Origin of the sequence: Costertonia aggregata (assembly GCF_013402795.1) — a bacterium.
GTDB classification, from domain to species: Bacteria; Bacteroidota; Bacteroidia; order Flavobacteriales; family Flavobacteriaceae; genus Costertonia; species Costertonia aggregata.
On the sequence record NZ_CP058595.1, the window covers coordinates 3,239,751 to 3,260,202 of the forward strand.

General features: G+C 41.5%; 21 protein-coding genes. 18 read left to right on the plus strand and 3 right to left on the minus strand.

The window, feature by feature from the left end; all coding sequences use genetic code 11:
- Positions 1 to 70 precede the first annotated feature (70 nt).
- Positions 71 to 883, minus strand: coding sequence for a hypothetical protein (locus HYG79_RS14960; RefSeq protein WP_179242872.1), 813 nt, complete (start codon positions 881 to 883; stop codon positions 71 to 73).
- Positions 884 to 1,002: 119 nt separating this feature from the next.
- A complete protein-coding gene (locus tag HYG79_RS14965; protein WP_179242873.1) occupies positions 1,003 to 2,214 on the minus strand; it encodes a hypothetical protein in 1,212 nt (403 codons plus the stop codon).
- Positions 2,215 to 2,300: 86 nt separating this feature from the next.
- On the opposite strand from HYG79_RS14965, the gene HYG79_RS14970 reads away from it, so the two are divergent.
- From HYG79_RS14970 to HYG79_RS14990, 5 genes are read left to right on the plus strand one after another with little or no spacing between them, the layout of a single operon-like run.
- On the plus strand, positions 2,301 to 3,104 hold the full coding sequence (locus tag HYG79_RS14970) for a M23 family metallopeptidase (RefSeq protein WP_179242874.1): 804 nt from the start codon (positions 2,301 to 2,303) through the stop codon (positions 3,102 to 3,104).
- 3 nt (positions 3,105 to 3,107) lie between these two features.
- The gene (locus HYG79_RS14975) at positions 3,108 to 4,367 is read left to right on the plus strand and encodes a hypothetical protein (RefSeq protein WP_179242875.1); all 1,260 of its coding nucleotides are present in this window, start codon (positions 3,108 to 3,110) and stop codon (positions 4,365 to 4,367) included.
- A 4-nt stretch (positions 4,368 to 4,371) separates the two neighbouring features.
- Positions 4,372 to 4,689 carry a hypothetical protein gene (locus tag HYG79_RS14980; protein ID WP_179242876.1) on the plus strand — a complete coding sequence of 106 codons (318 nt, stop codon included), beginning with the start codon at positions 4,372 to 4,374 and terminating at the stop codon, positions 4,687 to 4,689.
- Between the two features lie 10 nt (positions 4,690 to 4,699).
- Positions 4,700 to 5,065, plus strand: coding sequence for a hypothetical protein (locus tag HYG79_RS14985; RefSeq protein ID WP_179242877.1), 366 nt, complete (start codon positions 4,700 to 4,702; stop codon positions 5,063 to 5,065).
- Positions 5,066 to 5,071: 6 nt separating this feature from the next.
- On the plus strand, positions 5,072 to 10,078 hold the full coding sequence (locus tag HYG79_RS14990) for a DEAD/DEAH box helicase (protein WP_179242878.1): 5,007 nt from the start codon (positions 5,072 to 5,074) through the stop codon (positions 10,076 to 10,078).
- Between the two features lie 261 nt (positions 10,079 to 10,339).
- Here the strand turns inward: HYG79_RS14990 and HYG79_RS14995 are convergent, their stop codons facing one another.
- Entirely contained in the window at positions 10,340 to 11,053 is a 714-nt protein-coding gene (locus tag HYG79_RS14995) for a CPBP family intramembrane glutamic endopeptidase (protein WP_179242879.1), read from the minus strand.
- A 691-nt stretch (positions 11,054 to 11,744) separates the two neighbouring features.
- Here HYG79_RS14995 and HYG79_RS15000 point away from each other — a divergent pair.
- The 13 genes from HYG79_RS15000 (at position 11,745) to HYG79_RS15060 (ending at position 20,372) form a co-directional block, all read left to right on the plus strand.
- On the plus strand, positions 11,745 to 12,242 hold the full coding sequence (locus HYG79_RS15000) for a PRTRC system protein E (protein WP_179242880.1): 498 nt from the start codon (positions 11,745 to 11,747) through the stop codon (positions 12,240 to 12,242).
- Positions 12,233 to 12,451 carry a PRTRC system protein C gene (locus tag HYG79_RS15005; protein WP_179242881.1) on the plus strand — a complete coding sequence of 73 codons (219 nt, stop codon included), beginning with the start codon at positions 12,233 to 12,235 and terminating at the stop codon, positions 12,449 to 12,451. The genes HYG79_RS15000 and HYG79_RS15005 overlap by 10 nt, the downstream gene beginning before the upstream one ends.
- Before the next feature lie 36 nt (positions 12,452 to 12,487).
- A complete protein-coding gene (locus HYG79_RS15010; RefSeq protein WP_179242882.1) occupies positions 12,488 to 13,528 on the plus strand; it encodes a hypothetical protein in 1,041 nt (346 codons plus the stop codon).
- 3 nt (positions 13,529 to 13,531) lie between these two features.
- Positions 13,532 to 14,239 carry a hypothetical protein gene (locus HYG79_RS15015; protein ID WP_179242883.1) on the plus strand — a complete coding sequence of 236 codons (708 nt, stop codon included), beginning with the start codon at positions 13,532 to 13,534 and terminating at the stop codon, positions 14,237 to 14,239.
- Complete coding sequence (locus HYG79_RS15020) at positions 14,229 to 15,008, plus strand: PRTRC system ThiF family protein (RefSeq protein WP_179242884.1); 780 nt, start codon at positions 14,229 to 14,231, stop codon at positions 15,006 to 15,008. The genes HYG79_RS15015 and HYG79_RS15020 overlap by 11 nt, the downstream gene beginning before the upstream one ends.
- A gap of 24 nt (positions 15,009 to 15,032) precedes the next feature.
- Positions 15,033 to 15,272: a hypothetical protein gene (locus tag HYG79_RS15025; RefSeq protein WP_179242885.1), complete on the plus strand. Its 240-nt coding sequence runs from the start codon at positions 15,033 to 15,035 to the stop codon at positions 15,270 to 15,272.
- 357 nt (positions 15,273 to 15,629) lie between these two features.
- Positions 15,630 to 16,232 (plus strand): DUF6088 family protein, encoded by a 603-nt coding sequence (locus HYG79_RS15030; protein WP_179242886.1) that lies wholly within the window; start codon positions 15,630 to 15,632, stop codon positions 16,230 to 16,232.
- A complete protein-coding gene (locus tag HYG79_RS15035; RefSeq protein WP_179242887.1) occupies positions 16,225 to 17,262 on the plus strand; it encodes a nucleotidyl transferase AbiEii/AbiGii toxin family protein in 1,038 nt (345 codons plus the stop codon). The genes HYG79_RS15030 and HYG79_RS15035 overlap by 8 nt, the downstream gene beginning before the upstream one ends.
- A gap of 29 nt (positions 17,263 to 17,291) precedes the next feature.
- Positions 17,292 to 18,080: a hypothetical protein gene (locus HYG79_RS15040; RefSeq protein ID WP_179242888.1), complete on the plus strand. Its 789-nt coding sequence runs from the start codon at positions 17,292 to 17,294 to the stop codon at positions 18,078 to 18,080.
- Positions 18,077 to 18,562: a hypothetical protein gene (locus HYG79_RS15045; RefSeq protein WP_179242889.1), complete on the plus strand. Its 486-nt coding sequence runs from the start codon at positions 18,077 to 18,079 to the stop codon at positions 18,560 to 18,562. The genes HYG79_RS15040 and HYG79_RS15045 overlap by 4 nt, the downstream gene beginning before the upstream one ends.
- Positions 18,563 to 18,734: 172 nt before the next feature.
- Positions 18,735 to 19,076 (plus strand): plasmid mobilization protein, encoded by a 342-nt coding sequence (locus HYG79_RS15050; RefSeq protein WP_179242890.1) that lies wholly within the window; start codon positions 18,735 to 18,737, stop codon positions 19,074 to 19,076.
- On the plus strand, positions 19,073 to 20,104 hold the full coding sequence (locus HYG79_RS15055) for a relaxase/mobilization nuclease domain-containing protein (protein ID WP_179242891.1): 1,032 nt from the start codon (positions 19,073 to 19,075) through the stop codon (positions 20,102 to 20,104). Before HYG79_RS15050 ends, HYG79_RS15055 begins: the two co-directional genes overlap by 4 nt.
- A 22-nt stretch (positions 20,105 to 20,126) precedes the next feature.
- Positions 20,127 to 20,372 (plus strand): hypothetical protein, encoded by a 246-nt coding sequence (locus HYG79_RS15060; RefSeq protein ID WP_179242892.1) that lies wholly within the window; start codon positions 20,127 to 20,129, stop codon positions 20,370 to 20,372.
- Positions 20,373 to 20,452: the final 80 nt, after the last annotated feature.

A 20,452-nucleotide genomic window follows, 5' to 3' on the forward strand; every position in this document is an offset into this window, starting at 1 on the left:
AAATTGAATTGGATTGTGAAAAAAGGCCGTCCAGAATGAACGGCCCAAATACTGCCTGATCGCTAGTCCATCAGACTTTCATGCCTCGGCTGCGGGGCTTTTTTTTTCCCTCCTGATGTACCTCGATGTTCTTGGCTTTAGCCAAGTCGACATTTTTGGTAATGTAGGATTCCCTTCGCGGAGAATAGGATACCAAATAGGGCTTGATGCCATGTTTTTTGCTCTTGATGACCATTTCCAATTCCTGGCCCTTGTTCAGTGCATCGGCCTGTATTGCCGTCAATTTCTCTCCATAGAAATAGGTGTTGGTAGAAAGAGCGGATTTGGTTCGGATGTCCTGTATCCTTGGTTCGTAATAGGCCAGTTTTTGAAATACCTCCCCGTCATTGGTACTTCCTTGAAATACCACGAACTCTTTCTTGTCCACCATGCGTTCAAATTCGTCGGCACTAAAATGATGGTTGTAGGCTTTGGCTTTGTCCAAAGTAACCGCCTCGTTTCTTCGGTACTGAACATCTAGACGAGAGCCAAGATTACGGTCGTAGACCATCTGAACCATTTTCGCGCCCTCTTTGAGTTCTCCCTCTGAGATATAGGTAGACTCGTGAAAATACTCTTTCCCCTCTACCAAGTTATCTCGAACGCTTTCAGGGAGCTTTGCGTAGCTGATATATTGACCCTCCAGCTGTTCCTTGACATCGCCGTAAGCGAATTTTTGCTCTTTGGAGACGATAGGTTCAAAATATTTGCTGTTTTTGGGCAGGTTGAACGACTGCCCGTCATTGGTCATAACGGACACCTTGCCGTTTTGTTCTCCGGTTACCGTGGCTCGTTGCCACCTTTGGTTCACTTTTACGTAAACCTTTTCTGCTTGATTTTCCATTTTTCAAGTTTTAAATTAAGGATTAATAAACAATTGTTAACTTTGTAATTCTTAACATGAGATTTCCATTTTTCATGTTTTGAATTAAGGATAAAAGGGGGCGGGAGCGCCCCCTTTTTTTATACGGCCATTTTAAAGGCCTTTAATTTATCGGCTCCCTTATAGGTACCGTTTTCTTCATACTCTAAGGTCCAATTCGTGTTTTTTGGTTTTACTATTTCTATGATCTTATGCATATAGTTGCGGTAATAGCTCCAAAGAAAATAACGCAACGCATTTACCTCATAGGGAATTCGGCAGGCTACCCACTCCTTTTCTTGATTCAGAACGATGCTTTTTCTATCGAGTAGGGACTGGTCGGTAATTTTATTGAACTTCAGATATTCCTTCATCAGACCGCCATTGTATTTCAGGATCTCATTGTGCAACTTTGCCAAGGGTTTCTGCCCCTCGGGTTCAAATTTGACGGTCAAATGATCTTTGTCTACCCTGACCAAAAAGCGGGAATCATTGATAAAGGATATCAGCATCAAATCTTGTATATAGCCTTCGATTTTCGAGGAACCCGTGAAACTCAGCACCATCTTTTTCAACTTGGTACGTTTTAAGATTTGCAGGAGTATTTTCGAGCTACTGTAATTGATATCGGAAAGTGCCAGAAAAATCACGTCTTCCAATTGAAATCTTTTTTGGAATGCCAAGGCCTCCATTGGGTTTTTCAATACGACCAAATTTTTAATGGTCTTAGGAACTTCGCTAAACCAAACGGATTCCGATATATCGCTTTCGGCCAGTAGGGATAGTTTTCCTTCCAGTTCCGTGACATATCCCGTAAGGTTGTTGGCGAGATTTCGGTACGGAAAATAGATTTGACCTTTTGGATTTTCAAAAACCCTGTTCTCGAAGATTTGCAAATCTGCCGACCGGACAGGATGTTCGGTCAACGAGAATTCCGAATCGAAATCGTTGAAATGGTTGTAGTCCAGCGCAACGGTCTCTAAGGTATTCTTCCATGTACCGTTCAGAAAAAAGTCTGGTTTTTTAACGATGGAATTATAGAATGCATCGAGCCTTGACCAAAGTCCTAATTTAGTATTTGCCTCGTTCCGTGAAATACGCTCCAATATAAAGTCAAACGGAGTACACTTTCTTTCAGGTGCACCTGGCCTATAGTACCGATAACCCAAATCCGTGCTAATGAGTATGTAACTGGTGCCATGGGTTCCATAGCTAATATACTTGTGCGTTTTCCGCTTTTCCGATATTCCGAAATATTCCATTAGGAAAACCAGATTTACAGTTTCGTCAAATTTTCGCCACTTATTTTTCATGTGTGTAAAAATTACATATATTTGCAATTATTACAGCAAATATAATAAATTTGTTGAAGTGTCAAAACTTTTATAAAAGAAAAACGATGGGCTTGTGGAAAAGTATTAAGAAAAGAACTCTCGAAAAGATAAGGGGGTATGCGACAAAAGTGGGCGATGTGACCAACTCGGATGATGTCGAATATTTCACCCCTCAGAATACTGCCTACTGGATTTTCGTCGGGTTGTTCTTTCTCTGTTTTGTTGCCAATCGTCTTTTCTACGGGGATGTTCAAGAACCTAAGTACTTTGGGGCAGTAATGCAAGATTCCGAAGTTTCTGAAAACAAGACACGGGAAAATGTGATGGTCTATCGGAAACTTAGTCAACTGTTCCTCGAAATGGAGCGTTTTCAACAAGTAGAACGAATAAAACCTTTTCTTCTGTTGCATCCCGGAGTTCTGGATAGTGTTCCTTCGGCTGTTCCGTTATTTCGCGAACATTACGTGCTTTCAAGTCCTTATGGCAAACGCTACCATCCCGTACACCAAATTTCCAAAAAACATTTTGGTGTCGATTTGGCGGCCGCAAAGAACACCCCGATATACGCTACCGCCGCTGGAAAGGTCATACGTATCGAAAACAGCCCAAAAGGTCATGGCCTCCACATCGTGATTTCCCATGCCCATGGTTTTCAAACACTTTATGGCCATATGGAATCGGTCGTGGTTGTGGAGGGAGAGGCCATCGGTGCCCATGATTTTATAGGAACTGTGGGCAGTACCGGAATATCGACCGGGCCCCATCTGCATTACGAGGTCATTAAAAATGGCCGGCGAATCGACCCGACCGTATCTTTCAATCTGAAATATGAGGTGTATCTGAACCTGAAGAACCCGAATTACCGATAAGCCATGAAAATGAAACTCGACAGACGCAATCCGATACAACTATTTTACAAAGTCAGGAACTTGGTGTCCCGTTTTCTCGACCCTAATTTCAGTACGTTCCGAAAGTTCGAGTACAAGGTCAATCCAACCGATGAGCTGAACGACCTGAAAAAACTCCGTTATGTTCGAAATTTGGAGTTGGCCGAATCCGGTTTTATCAATACGGCGATAAAACAACAATTAAAGCGCTTAAAGAACAAAGACCTTTTATTTCAAAAAGACCGGACTATCACTCCGATAGGACGTATTACCTTTTTGGAAGGCGATACAGCTTTGAGGACTATTTTATTGGGGTATTGCAAATCCGAAAACAAAAATTACCTGTCCTATAACAAAGTGCACAATTGTCCGGTCTGGCATACCAATGACGATTCACAATACTTAAAACTTATAGAACGTATATATCCTTCCGAATCCGATAAACTCCTTATGAAACATCGCTATTTTCATAAAGACGTGTCGTATTTGGATACGGCTATCCAAGAAAAATTACTTGGATTTTTTAATGCCGCTTTGCAAGCTATGTATTCGCGGAATAAGTTCTTGCAAAACGGAATTCAAAAAATCGCGCCACCGACCGATAGTATCGAGCAGCTATGCCATGGGTTGCCACTACGTATTGAAGAGGGTAAAAACGAATTGTTCGTACCGACCACCATTCATAAGGATTATGTCATATTGGTACCCTACCTTGCCGTGAGCAATGACCAAAACAGAGTTTATTTTTCAGCGGAGGAGTTCCGTTCCCTACTTGGGGAAAGATTCATCGCCGCTTTTGCCGAAACTAAAATGGGTCTTTCCCTGGGCACCTTTAATGACAAACTGTTTTTAAAAAAGACAGCTGTAGAAAGCTACAGTGGTACTCTCAAACAATGGACTTCGCTTGACGATTTTTTGGCATCTAAAAATGTTTCCAAACTCCTGAAGTATAAGGTCGTAAACGATGTTATAAGGAAGAAAGACTTTTTCGTCAAGACAGAAGAAATTCCTGTTCACGGCACCAAAACCGCAATAGTGCTTCATGAACATTACGGTTCCGGCAAGACATTTTACGCCTTGATGAAACATGGGCACAAACCAAAGCTCCCGGCGTACAGGCCGATTGCATCGTTAAAGGAGGAATACCCTAATTATTACCCAGCGTATATGGCATCTCGCGAACGTAATACTGCATCGAAACCTGCAAAGTCACACAAACAAAAAACTTTTAAAATCCCGATTTGAACCTATGTTATTTGAAATCAAAATTACCGACCCGATGGGTAACACTATTCTGAACGACATATTTTTTATGGATAGTATTATGGATGTAATGGACATAGCTACTGATACCATAGTCCATGGCACCGGATACACGGATGAAAAGGCGTTTAGGCTAACCATCTTATCCGAAAAAGAATGTCACATCGATTGCCGCTTCGCTGATTTGAGCGCGGCAATGGTATTCAAGAATATGCTGTACGACCGTCTTATTGAGCTTAACAGTCCTCTAGCGAGTCGGGAAACCGATTTGGAATTGGCTTATAAATCAAACGAATCTCTATAAAATTAATATGATGTCACAAGAAGAACTTTTACTTACCGATAGCACTATAGCTTTTAGAGCGAAGCATCCGGAAACCATCAAAAATTGGGAAAACCAGATTGTCAAGGACGATTGTACGCCGGACCATCATTTTTGCTATCACGCCTTAGAGGAATATCCGAACCTGATAGCGCATCTTGACGTTGCCGAATACCGACTGGATTTCGCCATCAACGCCCACATTGTCCACGCCCAATTACAAGAACAGTTTCTTGATGATGGACATACCGGGCCGATTGCCCTTGAACACGCCAACAACGAACTGCTAAAAATCTATGGCGCGCTAAATGAAAAAGAGCCCGTGGGACGGGCAGCCATTTTAAAATCCCTTCAATAGTCCGCTATGAATAATGATATATTGGCCCGCATTCTTGAGGCGATAAAAACGGCCAATCCTGATAACTTTTATATCAATAATGGTGGTTTGGCAACATTGGGGCAGCTATTGTTCTATCCTCCAAAAGGAAAGGAAAACGTAGGCCATGAGCTGTTAGAAACTATCCAACAAGCATTTCCGGAAACTTCAAAGGAAATTCTCGATTCCCTTAAACGGTACCATCTTACCAGCTATTACACCCCAAAAGCTATCATCGAGTATAAGATCAATCTGCTGAAAAAAAATGGTTTTGAACCAAAGACCATATTGGAACCTTCAGCAGGAAACGGGGCTTACGTTCAGCAACTAAAAAAAGCTTTCCCCAATGCTGAGATTACCGCTTTGGAACCGGATATTCTATCCTTCGAAATAATGAAGGCCAACAATGTAAGAAGTGATAAGGTAACCGTTCTCAACATCCCGTTCGAGGATTACTATTTAAATTATGATAAGCAAGGACAATTCGATTTGGTCATGACCAATATTCCATTTGGGGATATTCCGATTACCAAGGCCTATCAACACGATTATCTAACGGAAGGTCCGCTTAAGAACGTTGGCAACTATTTTAACGTCTACGCGCCCAAAATGGCACGACAAGGCGGTGTTACGGCTTTGATCACCTCTTCCGCCTTTGCCGAACGAAGTGCCTATACTGATTTCAGACAAAGGATTTTATTCGAAAACGACTTGCTTCTGGCCAATCGTTTCAATACTGATTTATTCTCCAATGAAGGGACAAAGGTTGTATCCGATTTATTGGTCTATCGAAAGACATCGAACAAAAGCGTTCTTTCCGAAAGTGAAATGCAACTTGTGGAAACGGAAAGTATTGAACTGGACGGACAGCGGTTTGGGACGAACCGGTTCTTTAAAACGAATACCGAACAGGTTAACGGTGTACCGAAATTGGGCTTTTTCCATAACCGGCCGAGCATGGTCATTGAACCTGACGGCAAGTCCCTAAACGAGTTTTTGGAACGGCAGGCCAATAGCTTTGATTTTGAACAAATTGCTGCACCTCGTACTACCGAAAAGATTCATAAAACCGTTCCCGAAGCATCAGCACCCGTAAAGGAGAAGGCCGTAGCAGCACCGCCTTCTCAATTGGAAGTTGGTTCCGTACCTATAGCATTGCACGACGCAGATGCCAAACAATTTACCCGATTATTTTTTGGCAGCTATAATTTTGACGAAAAGGGAGCTGTGCTTTTTTATACAGACCCTCATAGTACTAGAAAGGTGCCGAATAAAATCACGGAGCTGGTACAGGATTACGCCCGTATGCGGAACGACCTCGTTCTTTTACTCTTAAATATAGAAAAAGGTAGACTTTCGGAAAAGGACATCACCAAGCGTTTCCAAGATATCGATTATCAATTGGACACTTTCCATTTCAAATGGGGTTCGCTGAAACAACATCTTATTTTTCTGAAAGAAGACCATTACTTTGAACAGGTCCGTCAACAGTTCGAGAAAAAGATAGCAGGCCAGGGCTATGGTAAAAACCCTGAATTTACCCTGCAACGATTTTTACGACCGCAGCCCGTAGAACGGGTAGAGGAACAAATACCGGGAACCAAGGAACAACTACATACAACGGCAGATGAAAAACGATTTGAGAATCCCGAAGCAATGGCGAGGTACCAGTTTGACCAAAATGGAAACATCGATATCGGCGAAATAGCGCAAGCGTTCAAGACCAATGAAAAAAACCTTTTGCTGAGCGGACTCGAAAACCGTTCCTTTTTTCTGGAACCCGATTCGGAATCCGAAACTAGATACAGAACTGTTCCCTATTTTCTATTTTCCAGTGGTTACATCCAGGACAAAATCGATTATGTCCGGAACAATCCCCCACCATATGGAATCGAATCGGAAAAAATAGAACAGGCCCTTGCAGATATGTTACCCGTAAAACTAGACTTAAATGATATCGAGTTCAATTTCGAAAGTCATTTTATCCCGACTACCGCTAAGGAATCCTTTTTAGAGGAACTCATCAATGAAAAAGTGCGGATCAATGTAGGTCAGTTCAATTCGACCTTGACACTACTGTTCCCAAGGGATTATAATTTGGAGGCACATGAACGTTTCAGTGTAGTTCTGAACCATGAAGTCAAGGCAAGCTATAAACGGATATTGCAACACTTCGCGGAAAACAGGTATCCGGTCATTTTCACTTCTTACAAGGACAGGTCCGGTAAGACGATTCGGAAATTGGATAAGGACGCTACCTTGATGGCACAAAATCTGTACGAAGAATTACAGCTGCATTTCAAATCCTTTATCGAGGGGCGTCAAGAACTGAAAGCCACCATCGAAGATAATTATTACCAGGCGTTTCTAGCTGACGTCAATATTTCCGTACCCAAGGGTTGGCTCACATTTCCGGAAACCTTGGTGTATCCGCCCTATCAGCATCAAATCGATTCCACCTTGTTCAGTCTTACCAAAGGGAGTGCACTGAACGACCATCAGGTGGGCAAAGGCAAGACCCTTTCCATGGCCATGCTGGGCTATAAATTGAAACAACACGGGAAAAGTGAACGCACAATGTTACTCACCTTGAAAAGCGTAGCACCACAAATCGAAGCGGAAATCAGGGCAAACTTCCCTGAATTGAACATTCTTCGATTGAGTTCCAAGAATATGGCCAAAAGCAAACGCCCCAAAACCTTACGCACCTTAAAAAACAATAAGACCATTGACCTGATTATCGCCGAACATGGGCATTTAAAACGAATACCAAAAGAGCGAAGATTTGTACTGGAGACCTTGGAAGAAAAAATCGAGATGATAGAACAAGATTTGGAAACGGCAAAGCAATATGGAAACGGTAAGGAATCCAAGAAATTGATCAAGGGTATGATCAAGCGAAAGGAACACTTGGAAGACAAGCTACAGGCCAACCTGAAAAAGTTGAAAGAGCGTTCGACGGAAACCGAAACCACCTTGAGTGATTTGCGCATCGAAGCCCTGATGATCGACGAAGCACATTACTTTAAGAATATCGGTTTTACGACACGGCACCAGAACGTATCGGGTCTTAACAATCATTCCGACAGTCAAAGAAACCTCGACCTTGAAATCAGTATTAAATCCATTCATGCGCGGATGGGAATGGATAATAACATCTTTTTTTACAGCGGTACACCTCTAAAGAACTCGGTTACCGAACTATATGCCTATCAACGCTACTTGACACCATCGGCATTGAAACGTAAGAACATCTTTAATTTCGATGCATGGGCCTCTATTTTTTTAAAGCAAAGCGTAAGTATTGAACCCAATATTTTTGGCGACCCACGGATGCACGCACGTTTTCGGTATTATACCAACCTCCCCGAGTTGAGCAAGATGTACAATTCCTTTACCCACATCTGTCGTGACAATCATTTCAAGACCCATGATTTAGAAACTGATAGGGAGTTTGTAATTTTAGAATCCACTCCGGCCTATGAAGAACTCAAACAGGCCTCTCTAGACTTTACCAAGAACCGGAACCAAAAGGCACTTTTCAAATTGCCCATATATGATGATGAGCAAATGAAATCCGCCCATATTACCGCTTTGAACATCAATAGGTCGCTTTTGATCGACCCTCTTGCTAAGGATAATATGGCCGTAAAATTTACGGAACTTGACCAGTTCAAACTGCAACGGCTCTGTCGCGATGTAGCCGAACTCTACAAAAGAACATCGAAACACAAAGGGGTGTGTTTGGTATTCTCCGACTTGAACGTTTGGAAACCCGGCCAGAATAATTCCTATGATGCGGTACGCGGGATACTACAAGAAGACTACGGCATTCCTGTAGATGAAATTGCATTGGCTCAAGAGGAAAAAGCGAAGAACAGAACAGACCAAATGCAAGAAAAAATTCGAAGTGGTTCAATTCGTGTGGCCTTGGGAAGCACCCAAGTTTTAGGCACAGGGACCAACATTCAAAAGAGGGTGGTGGGCATCTTTCATATGGACATTCCCTATTCCCCAGATGCTTTTGACCAACGGGCCGGACGAGGTCTAAGAAAGGGCAATGAAGTGGCGCAAATTTATGGTAATACAGTAGTGGAACGGTTCTACGGCGTCAAGGATTCCACCGATATCTTTTCTTATTCCCTGAACACCCATAAAGAAAAGTTTCGGGAACAGATTCGAGAAGCCGACACGAACAAACGTGTTTATGACGATCTTGTTCCCGATGACAAAAGTCTCTCCTACGAACAAATGCAGGCCGCACTAATTGGGGATATGGATCAGTTTCAATTGGTAAAACTTTCCGACGATCTTAAGTTTTTACAGTCGCAGAAGCGATTGCACGAACTGAACAAAGCAAATTCCTTTAAGGCCATTGAACGAATCGAAAAGGAGAACAAGCATATCATCTCACAATTGGTCGAGCTGGAAAGCGCGCAAAAAGTAATAAAAACGTTCAACTTGCCCATGGATGAAAATGCATTCGAGGATTCGTCCCGATTAAAGGAAGGACTGAACAATCTAATTTCAGATTCCGTTCTTGTATCCAAAGAACTAATGACCAAGGAGCCCAATGAGTTTATCAAAAATCTAGGTCTTAAGATCGTAGAACACTCAAAGCTAAATTTGAACGTTCAAAAACACCAGCGGGTAGCCCATTTTCCATCGTTAAATGCGAATCTCGTTTTTCAGGCCGACTATGTACCTTCAAACGAGCATTATCTTTACTCTTTTAGATTGGAATTTAAAAACATACACGTTTCCGGTAGAAAACAGCAGCGTTTCGACCCGGAGAAATTGGCCTTGCAACTTGTCAAGTTATGTCAAAAAGTAGCCCGGGAAATCAAATCGAAAAAATTTGATTTGAACTATAACCTACGTACTTTGGAAACCCATCGAAAAAAAACAGCCGTTGGTTTTCCTGATGAAAAAATAGCAAAAATGCAGGTTTTGAAACATGAAATCAAAACACTTAAACGGAAACGGGCGGGGTAAAATAATACATTCAAGTTTGACATTCCCTTTCTTCGTCATTTTTTAATCCCAGAAATGCGGTTTTCCCGCTGATTGAAATCTGTGGATTCAAAGAGGAAAGAGTAGAAAACAGGGAAGCCTTCAATAATAATAGTTTTATGAATTTAGCAGTGTCCTAAAATGGGAAAGGCTACATTTTTAGGAAAGGCTCCAGACAATTTTCGTCAAAATCAGGTCTATCGTTTAAATTTTGAATTTTCATTTCGGTACAATCTTAAAATATTAAACTCTATCCATCATTGACATTGTGTTAAGTACACAATGAGCAATAATTAAAGGCCATAAATTTCTTCCAAATTTCACATAGGCAATTCCCATTATTAGACCAATAAGACTAACTCTAATAGACCTATCTGACAAATCGTAAGAATGCCTAAACCCAAAAATTAAGGCTTGTAGTATTACTGCAAGAATTGTGGCTATTGTGGTTTGAGAAAATAATTTCTCAAACCAGTTTATTAAGAAACCTCTGTCTAACAATTCTTCCAACATAGATTCAAGTAAAACCGCTGGCATAATTGTAAAAAATAGTAACCAATTTCCTTTAAGATTTCCAAATTTAGATGCTGAATTTTCAGAATAATTTTTTTGCTCCAATGAAAAGGGTAGGTAATCTTTAATCATCTCGAATGCCATTATGGAAAGAACAATCGCTATTAAAATACCAATAGTGACAAATAAAGTTTTCTTGAAACTTTCAGGTTTGCGCAGTCCTAAATCTTTCCACGAAACATTCCGGACTTTCATCCGCCAAGTAGCAATGATGAAAGTTGTAAATGACCAAAAAAGTCCGTTGATTATAAAACCTACACTCGGAAAATAAATTTCCCTTATTAGAAACATTACGGAGGTGTATATAATCAGGTCAAATAAAAAACCTTTGTGTTTAATCGACTTGGTTAAATCATTGGAAATTTGTTTCTGTTCAGCTTTCATTAAATCAATCCATATTTGGTTGGTGTCTATACGAAGATACACTCGAAAAAAGGTTACAAGATTTTATTAATAAAGTCCTTAACTAAATGTAAATAGTTATTTTCGGTGGTTTGTCAATATTAAGCACATAGTAGGAATATAAATCATATGATCTTTACATCTTTACGTGCGGAACTAAGATATCAAATCCCCTTAGATAAGGAGCTCTTATTGTTTGACAAGCACATTATTCGAGTAATATGCGTTTCTAAACGTTTGACCAACAAATATCCTGAATCTTATATTGGATGGTTTTGTTAAACAGCCTTTTTATGGAACTGTTTCCAAAAGCATTTTTCCTTTTCACGGGGTGTTCCATTTTTGGTCTTTTTTAATAGTTTCGAGAATTAACCTTTTAAGGGACACCTTAATAGCATCAATAACACTATCCATTATTTGATGTCTAGAAAGCTATTGCCGATTATTTTCGTAAGAATTTATTGGCCGCTCAGCCCGTCCAGACAAGTATGGATGTACTGCCCAACACCAATAGATTGACACCTGTTCCAACGCCCCTTCGGGGCGCTTTTTGTGGATAGGGAGAAAAGAAGTCAAGGGTAGCATTTAATCGAATTTTACAGGTAATACTGGAGGTTTGGGCGTATCTTAAAGGTAGTTAAGTAATTGTGTCACAAGTAAATAACCCTTCAAGATGAGCAATTTTTTTTCGACCCTGAAACAGATGGGTGTCGAACAGTACGGAATCAGTATTCTGTTCGATGATGAGACGGTCAGCGTATCTGTACTTCCCAAATCAAGTGCAAATGACAAGGCACTACAATCCCTAAAACCACTTACTCTAAGGGGAAACGTTATGGAAGTGGACGAGAAATTCTTTCAAATACTCCAAAAACCCTTGGAACAGACCAAAACCCTGTTTAGAAATACTGCTGCCTTTGAGAAGTCGTTACAAGAAACCGAGCAAAAAACCCAACAGGCGAAAAAGAAAAAGGAATCCGCTTCCAAAAAGGCGATCGAGTTAAAGCAACTCCTAAAGGAAAAAGGCTTTAATCCCATGACCGATCACAAAAAGGCAACGGACATCGCCAATGAGATTTTGAGGATAGACCCGAACCATAAAGAGGCGCAGAAAGTCGTCAAGGAAATGAAAGCATACGAATCACCAAACCTCTTTGAGCAATGGAAGTAGCAACGATAGAACGCAAATACATATTTCAGGACGGGAACAACCAAACCTTGGTACTGGACGATATCGATAACAATTTGAGCCATGAACAGGTAATGGATTTCTATTCACAGTTATATGCAGAAATGACCAACGCAAATATCATGGACAAGGGTATTGTTAACGGTTACCATGAAATCCATTTCAAGACCTTGGCGGGAACAAAGGGATAGGCCGATGAACATAGACGAATTTTTAAGACAAGACCAATGCAAGCCGAAATACAAATTGAACACCCCAAGCGATTTAACAATATTTCACGACCGATTGTTTCGGGCGGTACAGCAGAAACACTATCAAAGGGGAACGCAAAGACCAAAAGTACTGCAACCAAAGGTTTTTCCGTTTCTGACGTAACACTTTTGCCCGTTCTTTCCCAACCCTTGGTAAGCGAGGAATACGAATCTGACATGAAGGAACTTGCCCGTTTGATGTTAGCCGTTACCCGAAAGTTCACGGGCAGCATCGACCATTGGGAATTTATGCCATCCGATAGTTTGCACGATGTAGTGCTAAGATGTACCCATAGGTTGAGGACAAGGGGCAATATCGATCATATCGAAGTTCTTAGAGACGAAGGAAACTTAAGGTTGATATTGAAGAAGTTCATCGGCAACCGCAGTACGGTGTACTTTATTCCCGTCCGTCCAATTATTGAACTAAGGCATCGAAACCGGACACTCTTTCACATTCTGCTGTCTTTTGTTAAAAGCCTGCCTTACGGTGGACTGTTCCCAAGCTGTGAATCGAGAATCGACTGGCTCTGGGAATTTCTCTTTGAGGATATGGAGAACTACAAGGACAACAAGCAAATCGTCAAGAACCATTCGACCAACTTCTATGCAAGGAACAGGAACTTTTTGGAAGCCTATGAAATGAGGGATTGGAAAACCCTGTTGGACAAATACCAACCCCGAAAACCGATTTACAAACAAATCAAAACATTATTGCTCAAAACAGGAACCATCGATTTTCAAGTGCCATTTCTGTTAACGGTCAAGGATGGATATGACTGTATGTTCGAGCATTGGGAATCGTTTCTTACGGTCGATAGGGAAGATAGCGCATTTGCCAATGGTTACATTCAAATGCTCAACGATTGCTCGAACGACTATGATATCATATCCGCTTATCAACATACCGTTGCCGAAAACGGAAATATTGAACCCTTCGATGATGGCATTCCCTATCGATTGAACCAATTGGAAGAATTTATCAACGACCTGAGCGAACTTTTAAACGAACTCTAGCACATGGAACAAATAGCCGTATTGAACGCCAAAGATCACTTTTTGCCAAAATTTGCAATCATCGGATATGAACGGGAAGACGAGAACTATCGCAACGACCACTACTTTTCATACCATGAAGTGGCAGGAACAAAATTGACCGCAGGGATGCCATTGACCAAGGACACCGCCCGAAATATTTTCACCTGTCTAGAGGGCGATCTGATAAAGTTCCGCTTCAAGGGAATGCTTCCACGGAATCTGATACACTTCGATTTTAAGGGTAATTTCCAACTGATATGGTACGTACATCCCAAACAACGGATGCTTTACTTCGATGCCCAAACGGGCATCCCTTCGGGAAAATACCCCCTGCCCAAATTGATTTTTAAACTAGAAGGCAACAGTTTAAAAGTATTCGCCCTGAACCGAAAGGAATCCCTAACGGAAGATACCTCCTTATACCATGCCCCATTGCTGAATATAGGTAGTCATGGTAAGGTATGCATGGGCAATGCCTCAATGGATTATGATGAATTTGAATACTACGAGGACGTAATGGGTTTTGTGGAACAACAGTTTTTCCGTTCCGTTTTTACCGATACGCACCACAACAATTTGGTCGAAGGTAACATAGTGAACGTAATGAAGCAAAATTTTGAGAAACCCTCATTTGACGATGGAGTATTGATAGCCAACAAAATGACCTTAAACCAACTCTATGAAAACTAGGATACACTTTGCCCCCAACTATTTTTATAACCCGACACATCCCATTACGGTTGCGTTGATAGGGGTCGGTGGAACAGGCTCATTGATGCTCGCAAGATTGGCAAGGATAGATTATGCCCTACGGCAAGTAGGACACCCAGGGTTGCATGTTATTGCCTATGATTCCGATAAGGTAGAGCCTAACAATGTAGGACGGCAACTTTATACGGTATCGGATATTGGGGAATACAAAGTCGTTAATGCCGTATGCAAGGTCAATATGACGTTTGGGCTTCAATGGGAAGGCATCCCGATGGATGCATTGCCCGATAGCGAGGATGTACGGGCGAATATTATTATCACTTGCGTTGACATTGCCTCTTTTCGGGTACAATTGGCGCAATCGATTCGACAACCCCACAAAGGCTCCGATTATGCCAATGGGTACTATTGGTTGGATTTAGGCAATAGCAGAAATACAGGGCAATTTGTTTTGGGAACCTTGTTCAATGAGGAGCGAAAAATGGAACGGGAAGATTTTGAAATGGTGGACAAACTGAAAAACATCATCGACTTTTTTCCCGATTTGGATGCGCACGATACCCCGAACTTACAGGGAGCGGGATGCGCCTACTCCGATAAGTTGAATGAGCAGTCTTTGTTTATTAACGATGTATTGGTTGCCCATGCGTCCGACTGTCTGTTTCGGCTGTTGTACCATAAGCAGATACAGAAGCACGGGGCATTTGTGAATTTGGAATCGGGTAAGGTAAACTCGATAGGTGTCTGAAATAAATTTTTAAGCGAGAACTATATGCTATCACTAGAGATTCTATATCAAAAATTGCCTTTTCTGGGCTTTACTATTTTCATGGTCATCACTATCAAGGGATTGCTTAGGTTCAAACGTTTCCTGAGAATCCCGTTTTTGCTCTTTCTTTTCATTATGGTCGGCATACCCTTTATCAAAGATTTGGTATGGCTCTTTGGTGCTATCGAGATATCGGTTTGGGGATATTATATAAGAAAACGGTGGTCAAGTTCGTATTCCTAATCGTACCATTTGGGCGTCCATTCTTATTGACCTATCTCTTTCTTTCCCTCCCCATGGTTTCTGCGGAAGTTATGTAAAAGCTGCGCCTTATCGGCTTGCCTTCACATAACCTTCTCGAAACGCAAAGCAAAAGTATAAAAGCCTGAAAAAGGCTTTCATACCTTTGCAGAATGTGTTCTTCCGTTCCATAGTATTAAAACCTGTTCGATACTCGTACTGTTGATTTCTAGCCTTAAGATATTGGACCGGATTTTTTTGTAATAAAATTGAATACAACTATTCCAGGATTAGAATAACAGCCAAACCTATTTTGTAACAAAAATTTACTAAATTTGTTACAAATAAGATATGTATGTTATGCAGAGCGTTGAGTCCAAAATAAAAAAAGCCATTTCCAAAAAGAAGCGGGGAGATTTATTGTTTCCCGATGATTTTAGGAGATTGGGTTCATCCGAAGCTATACGTTTGGCTCTCCATAGAATTGAGAAAGAGGGCTTTATTCAAAGGGTAGCCCAAGGAATCTATGTACGCCCAAAGACAAGTAAATATGTGGGAGAGGTGTTGCCAACGGCAGAGGAAATTGCTAGGGCCATAGCTAAAAGAGACCAGATCCGATTAGTGCCTACCGGGGTATATGCTTCAAGCGCATTGGGGCTTAGTACACAAGTCCCCATGAAACTTGTCTTTCTTACCGATGGAGCTCCCCGGGAAATAAAGTTGGGGAAGCGAAGCATAAAATTAAAGAAAACTACCCCTAAGAATCTATCGGCCAAAGGGGAGATAAGCAGGCTGGTCATACAGGCCCTTCGTGAAATTGGAAAAGACCAATTAACGGAAGGAGAAGAAGCAAAAATTATAGACCTCTTGAAAAAAGAGGATCAAAAAGACCTGCTTCACGATATAGCATTGGCTCCGGCATGGATCCGTAAAATCATGGAAAAGAGCTTGGAGAATGGATAAAGTTAAATTTTACGATATACCCAAAGAAGATTGGCTTGCCATCTTTAAAAATATAGAAAACAAAACGGGAATACCGGATTTTGCAGTTGAAAAAGATTGGTGGGTCGTCCAGACCTTGAAGATAGTCTTTGGAATGGGGATATCTGAACATTTGGTCTTTAAAGGCGGGACGTCGCCAAGCAAAGCTTGGAAACTGATAGGTCGATTCAGTGAAGATATCGACCTTGCTGTTGACCGTGAATTTTTTGGATACTCCGGGGAACTATCAAAAAAACAATTGACCAAATTACGGAAGGAAACCAGCTCCTATCTCTCTGGGAAATTCTACCCTGAGTTACAAGAGCGATTTCAGAAGAACGGATTTAAGGATGTGGGTTTCAACATCATTCAGGCCGAATCAAGCGACCAAGACCCCCGTATCATAGAAATCTATTATCCATTTCTGACCAAATCCCCTGGATATATCCAACCAAGAGTCCAGGTTGAAATTGGCTGTCGCTCGTTAAGAGAACCATTTAGTTTAACGCCGATAAAGTCTTTCGTGGACGAAGAATATCCAAATGCCGAATTTGTTGAGCCTCCAGTTAATGTTCCGTCGGTAACCCCTGAAAGGACTTTTTTGGAAAAACTGTTCTTACTGCATGAGGAATTCCAGCGTCCTAAGGAGAAGGTTAGGGTTGACAGGTTAAGCCGTCACTTATACGACATTTACCAATTATCAAAAACAGAATTTGCGGCCAATGCCATCAACAATCAAGAATTATATGAAACCATAGTAAACCATAGGTATATATTCACAAAACTCGGTGGGGTCGATTATAACCTGCATCACCCACAGGACATACGACCCATCCCATCCCTTGGGTATGAGGACGATTGGAAGGCAGATTATAAAACAATGCAAGAGCAAATGATTTATGGGGATTCCCCATCCTATGAAGATTTGGTCAAGGAAATCCAAGAATTTTTAGAAGGGATGAAGGCATTGGATTGGAGAATGAGAACGGAATTTCCCTCGCCTAAGGGTTGAGAATAATTTACATTGATTACATTTAAGTCATGTCGGAAACCCTATATAAAGTATTGGATTTTAGTCAGCCAATAGGCAGACATTCGTTCGGCGAGGTCATGAGTGAACTGGCAGGTCTTTCCCCTTCACACAAAGAGACCACGCTTTCGGAAGGGCAACTAAAAACTCTTATTGCAACCATTTTTACGTATGGACTTCATTATGACGAGGTATCCGAAGAGCAAAGACAACTGCTATTAAAGGCAATTCTGGAAGATAAACAACCGTTGTTCAACCTATCCCATACTTTTGCAAGACATCTGATGAATAACCTTGATGATACCACGAAAGCACAGCTGGAAGCACTTCACAATATTGAATATGACTTGAAACGGCCATTGTCTAATGAACCGCTAGTGGATTTTGTAGAAATGGAACTCTTGGACCAGACCACTTCATACCGGAAATGGGAATATGGCCGATTCTCCGTAGCTTATTTAACAGCGCATTTTTCGACGCAGGCCCAATGGAAAAAAGTGGAGAAAACCGTGAAAGAAAAGAAACCACGCCCCGAAGCTTATCTCAAAAATTTTGATAAGGAATTGGAAAATGCCCGCTATGGTCTCGATGCCCACGAACAATTACTCCTAAATCTTATCATAAAGGCCAAGTTATGGCCCAGCAAGACTACCATGGCCGATTATTTGTTGGCGGGTTGGATAGTACAACAACACCTTTTAGGCCTCTCCCTTCGTTCTGATAAACTTGCCAAATCCATTGAAATTGCCTTGGAGCGGACTCAAACCATAAACAAACGCCGGGGCGGTCCTAAATTATGATCTCGTCAGAAAAACTGCTTAGCTATCTGAAAGATTTGACGAAGGAGGAGCATCCCGAGGTCAACGGGAAAGAATATTCCCGATCACAGGTCCTATTGGCAGAGCGTCTGGTACGCGATGCACAAAAAGCTATCGGAATTGCTTCGCAAAAACCAAAGCTTTCAAAAAGAAGAGCCTTTATCGTAATCTTGGAAGAACTTTATTACAGAGTCCCGAAATATCCTGAAGGTCTATCGCTTGAGAGTATTCATAGAAGGGCTTCCCAACGGTTCGAATATATGAACAGGGGCGCGAAATCACTTACCACTCCCACAGAGGTGCATCCCAAAGACCCCTGTACATTTTATGAGGATAACGGTTATGCCAAGGCACGCTATAAATCGGCACTGCAACATCTCGTCTTGGAATCCCAACGCTATTTTGAAGTTCCAGAAGCCGAAACTTCTCTTAAACTTCTGTTCGAGGACGTCAAACTCTGCTGAATCCATTTACCGTACAACACTCCATGTACGGCAAAGCCCTTATTGACTTGCGATATGTTTTAGGTTTGGTCTAAGTTAATCGGAGGTCACGTAGCAAGCCATGTTTTTGCAAGCAAAAACCGCTCACTTTGTTCGCGAGTCTTGTTGGGGAACCTCCCCAAACCCCTTAATTATGGCACGGCCAAAAAAAGATATTGAATCACTAAAGGCAATACGGGTCAACGTACGGATGACAGTCAATGAATACCTAATTGTTTCTGGTAACGCGGCAACTTTAGGAATGGGCATACCAGATTACGTTCGCAAGAAGATAACTAGTAGACCGCTTCCACGAACCAAGATAACACCGGAGAACAGACAGCTGTTCGTTGAGCTAAGCCGTATCGGAAACAACATCAACCAATTGACAAGAAACTCCCATCTAAGAATGCATGCGCCTAAAAGCTTGTTTTACCAGTTGGGGAAATTGAGAAAAGTCATACATGAATTAAAGTCCGAAATCAAAAAGCGATGATAGCCAAACAAATAATCGGAAAAGATTTCTATGGACTATTAGCTTATAACCAAAAAAAAGTGGAACTGGGCGACGCCGTCGTTCTAGATGCAAATATCGATTTGGGAAGCGCGGTCGAAATGACTGATGAGTTCAACGTGATACGACAATTGCGTCCGCGCCTCGGCAAAGCGGTCTACCACGTATCTCTAAACCTACCGCACGGAGAAGAACTGAACGATAATCAATTCGTTTCCATGGGGGAGGACTATCTAAAGGGAATGGGATTCGATGACAACCAATATATCATCTATCGCCATGATGACCAAAGCCACCGGCATATTCATATCGTGGCTAATCGGATAAAATTTTCCGGAGAATTAGTTAGTGATAGTAAAAATTACGAACGGAGCGAACGACTGGTTAGGAAGCTGGAAAATAAGTACGCTCTTTCACAACTGCCCGACCCAACGATTAGACGAAAGTCGGCGCTGACCCAAAAAGAAGTTGAAAAGGCGATACGGACTGGGAACGCCCCTATCAAAAGCATACTCCAACAGCAGTTGGGGGCGGCACTAAAAAGTTCCATCAATACGGAAGAGTTTCTCCAACAGCTGCGGTCAAAAGGTATTCGACCAAAATTCAATATCAGCAAAACAACGGGTAGGGTTTCCGGTGTTTCCTTCAAATACGAGGGGGTCATTTACAAAGGGAGCAGTCTGGGCCGACAATATTCATGGAACAACATCATAAAACAAATCGATTATGAACAAATCAGAGACCGTACAGTTATTCTCGAAAATAATCATCCAGAACAAGGAAATAAAGGAGCTGTTAATTCAGATACAGGCCCATCAAGGAACGATGTCGGAAAAACAAAAGATGCTGAGGGAGGGGCAATCCAAACTGGTGAAAAACCAAAATACGATTTGGGAGGCGCTCAAAAAGATGGCCTGATGGACGAACCTTTTACGCCGTTTAAAATGGAACTGGAGGATTTTGACCGTTGGAAGCGAAAGAAGAAGAAAAGGAAATCGAGAAATATCTAGAAGCGGGGAATCATTGGATTCAATGGGTAATCAACTAAACATACAACCACTTAATTTGACCGGAAAGGCATTTTGCGAAAGGCTTGGCGTGTCTTATAATGGTCAAATTATGCTTGCTCTACGGGAGTTGGGATTGGTCAGTTTTTTCAAAGTAGGTAAAAAATACCTGTATGCTTATGAGGATACAGATTCGGTCAATCAAAAACTCAGGAAAGGTGAAATATCGATAAGGGTTGACAACGGCTATTATATAACTTTGAATGAATAGAAAGAAGGATTGGTTATGGATTCACAAGATGACATTTCGCCTAAAAAAATGATATATTAAAATTTTAGACTATTTCGAAA

Excerpts from the sequence above, each read along its gene's own strand:
- HYG79_RS14960 (WP_179242872.1), bottom strand. The coding sequence starts at position 883 with ATGGAAAATCAAGCAGAAAAGGTTTACGTAAAAGTGAACCAAAGGTGG.
- HYG79_RS14965 (WP_179242873.1), bottom strand. The coding sequence starts at position 2,214 with ATGAAAAATAAGTGGCGAAAATTTGACGAAACTGTAAATCTGGTTTTC.
- HYG79_RS14970 (WP_179242874.1), top strand. The coding sequence starts at position 2,301 with ATGGGCTTGTGGAAAAGTATTAAGAAAAGAACTCTCGAAAAGATAAGG.
- HYG79_RS14975 (WP_179242875.1), top strand. The coding sequence starts at position 3,108 with ATGAAAATGAAACTCGACAGACGCAATCCGATACAACTATTTTACAAA.
- HYG79_RS14980 (WP_179242876.1), top strand. The coding sequence starts at position 4,372 with ATGTTATTTGAAATCAAAATTACCGACCCGATGGGTAACACTATTCTG.
- HYG79_RS14985 (WP_179242877.1), top strand. The coding sequence starts at position 4,700 with ATGTCACAAGAAGAACTTTTACTTACCGATAGCACTATAGCTTTTAGA.
- HYG79_RS14990 (WP_179242878.1), top strand. The coding sequence starts at position 5,072 with ATGAATAATGATATATTGGCCCGCATTCTTGAGGCGATAAAAACGGCC.
- HYG79_RS14995 (WP_179242879.1), bottom strand. The coding sequence starts at position 11,053 with ATGAAAGCTGAACAGAAACAAATTTCCAATGATTTAACCAAGTCGATT.
- HYG79_RS15000 (WP_179242880.1), top strand. The coding sequence starts at position 11,745 with ATGAGCAATTTTTTTTCGACCCTGAAACAGATGGGTGTCGAACAGTAC.
- HYG79_RS15005 (WP_179242881.1), top strand. The coding sequence starts at position 12,233 with ATGGAAGTAGCAACGATAGAACGCAAATACATATTTCAGGACGGGAAC.
- HYG79_RS15010 (WP_179242882.1), top strand. The coding sequence starts at position 12,488 with ATGCAAGCCGAAATACAAATTGAACACCCCAAGCGATTTAACAATATT.
- HYG79_RS15015 (WP_179242883.1), top strand. The coding sequence starts at position 13,532 with ATGGAACAAATAGCCGTATTGAACGCCAAAGATCACTTTTTGCCAAAA.
- HYG79_RS15020 (WP_179242884.1), top strand. The coding sequence starts at position 14,229 with ATGAAAACTAGGATACACTTTGCCCCCAACTATTTTTATAACCCGACA.
- HYG79_RS15025 (WP_179242885.1), top strand. The coding sequence starts at position 15,033 with ATGCTATCACTAGAGATTCTATATCAAAAATTGCCTTTTCTGGGCTTT.
- HYG79_RS15030 (WP_179242886.1), top strand. The coding sequence starts at position 15,630 with ATGCAGAGCGTTGAGTCCAAAATAAAAAAAGCCATTTCCAAAAAGAAG.
- HYG79_RS15035 (WP_179242887.1), top strand. The coding sequence starts at position 16,225 with ATGGATAAAGTTAAATTTTACGATATACCCAAAGAAGATTGGCTTGCC.
- HYG79_RS15040 (WP_179242888.1), top strand. The coding sequence starts at position 17,292 with ATGTCGGAAACCCTATATAAAGTATTGGATTTTAGTCAGCCAATAGGC.
- HYG79_RS15045 (WP_179242889.1), top strand. The coding sequence starts at position 18,077 with ATGATCTCGTCAGAAAAACTGCTTAGCTATCTGAAAGATTTGACGAAG.
- HYG79_RS15050 (WP_179242890.1), top strand. The coding sequence starts at position 18,735 with ATGGCACGGCCAAAAAAAGATATTGAATCACTAAAGGCAATACGGGTC.
- HYG79_RS15055 (WP_179242891.1), top strand. The coding sequence starts at position 19,073 with ATGATAGCCAAACAAATAATCGGAAAAGATTTCTATGGACTATTAGCT.
- HYG79_RS15060 (WP_179242892.1), top strand. The coding sequence starts at position 20,127 with ATGGGTAATCAACTAAACATACAACCACTTAATTTGACCGGAAAGGCA.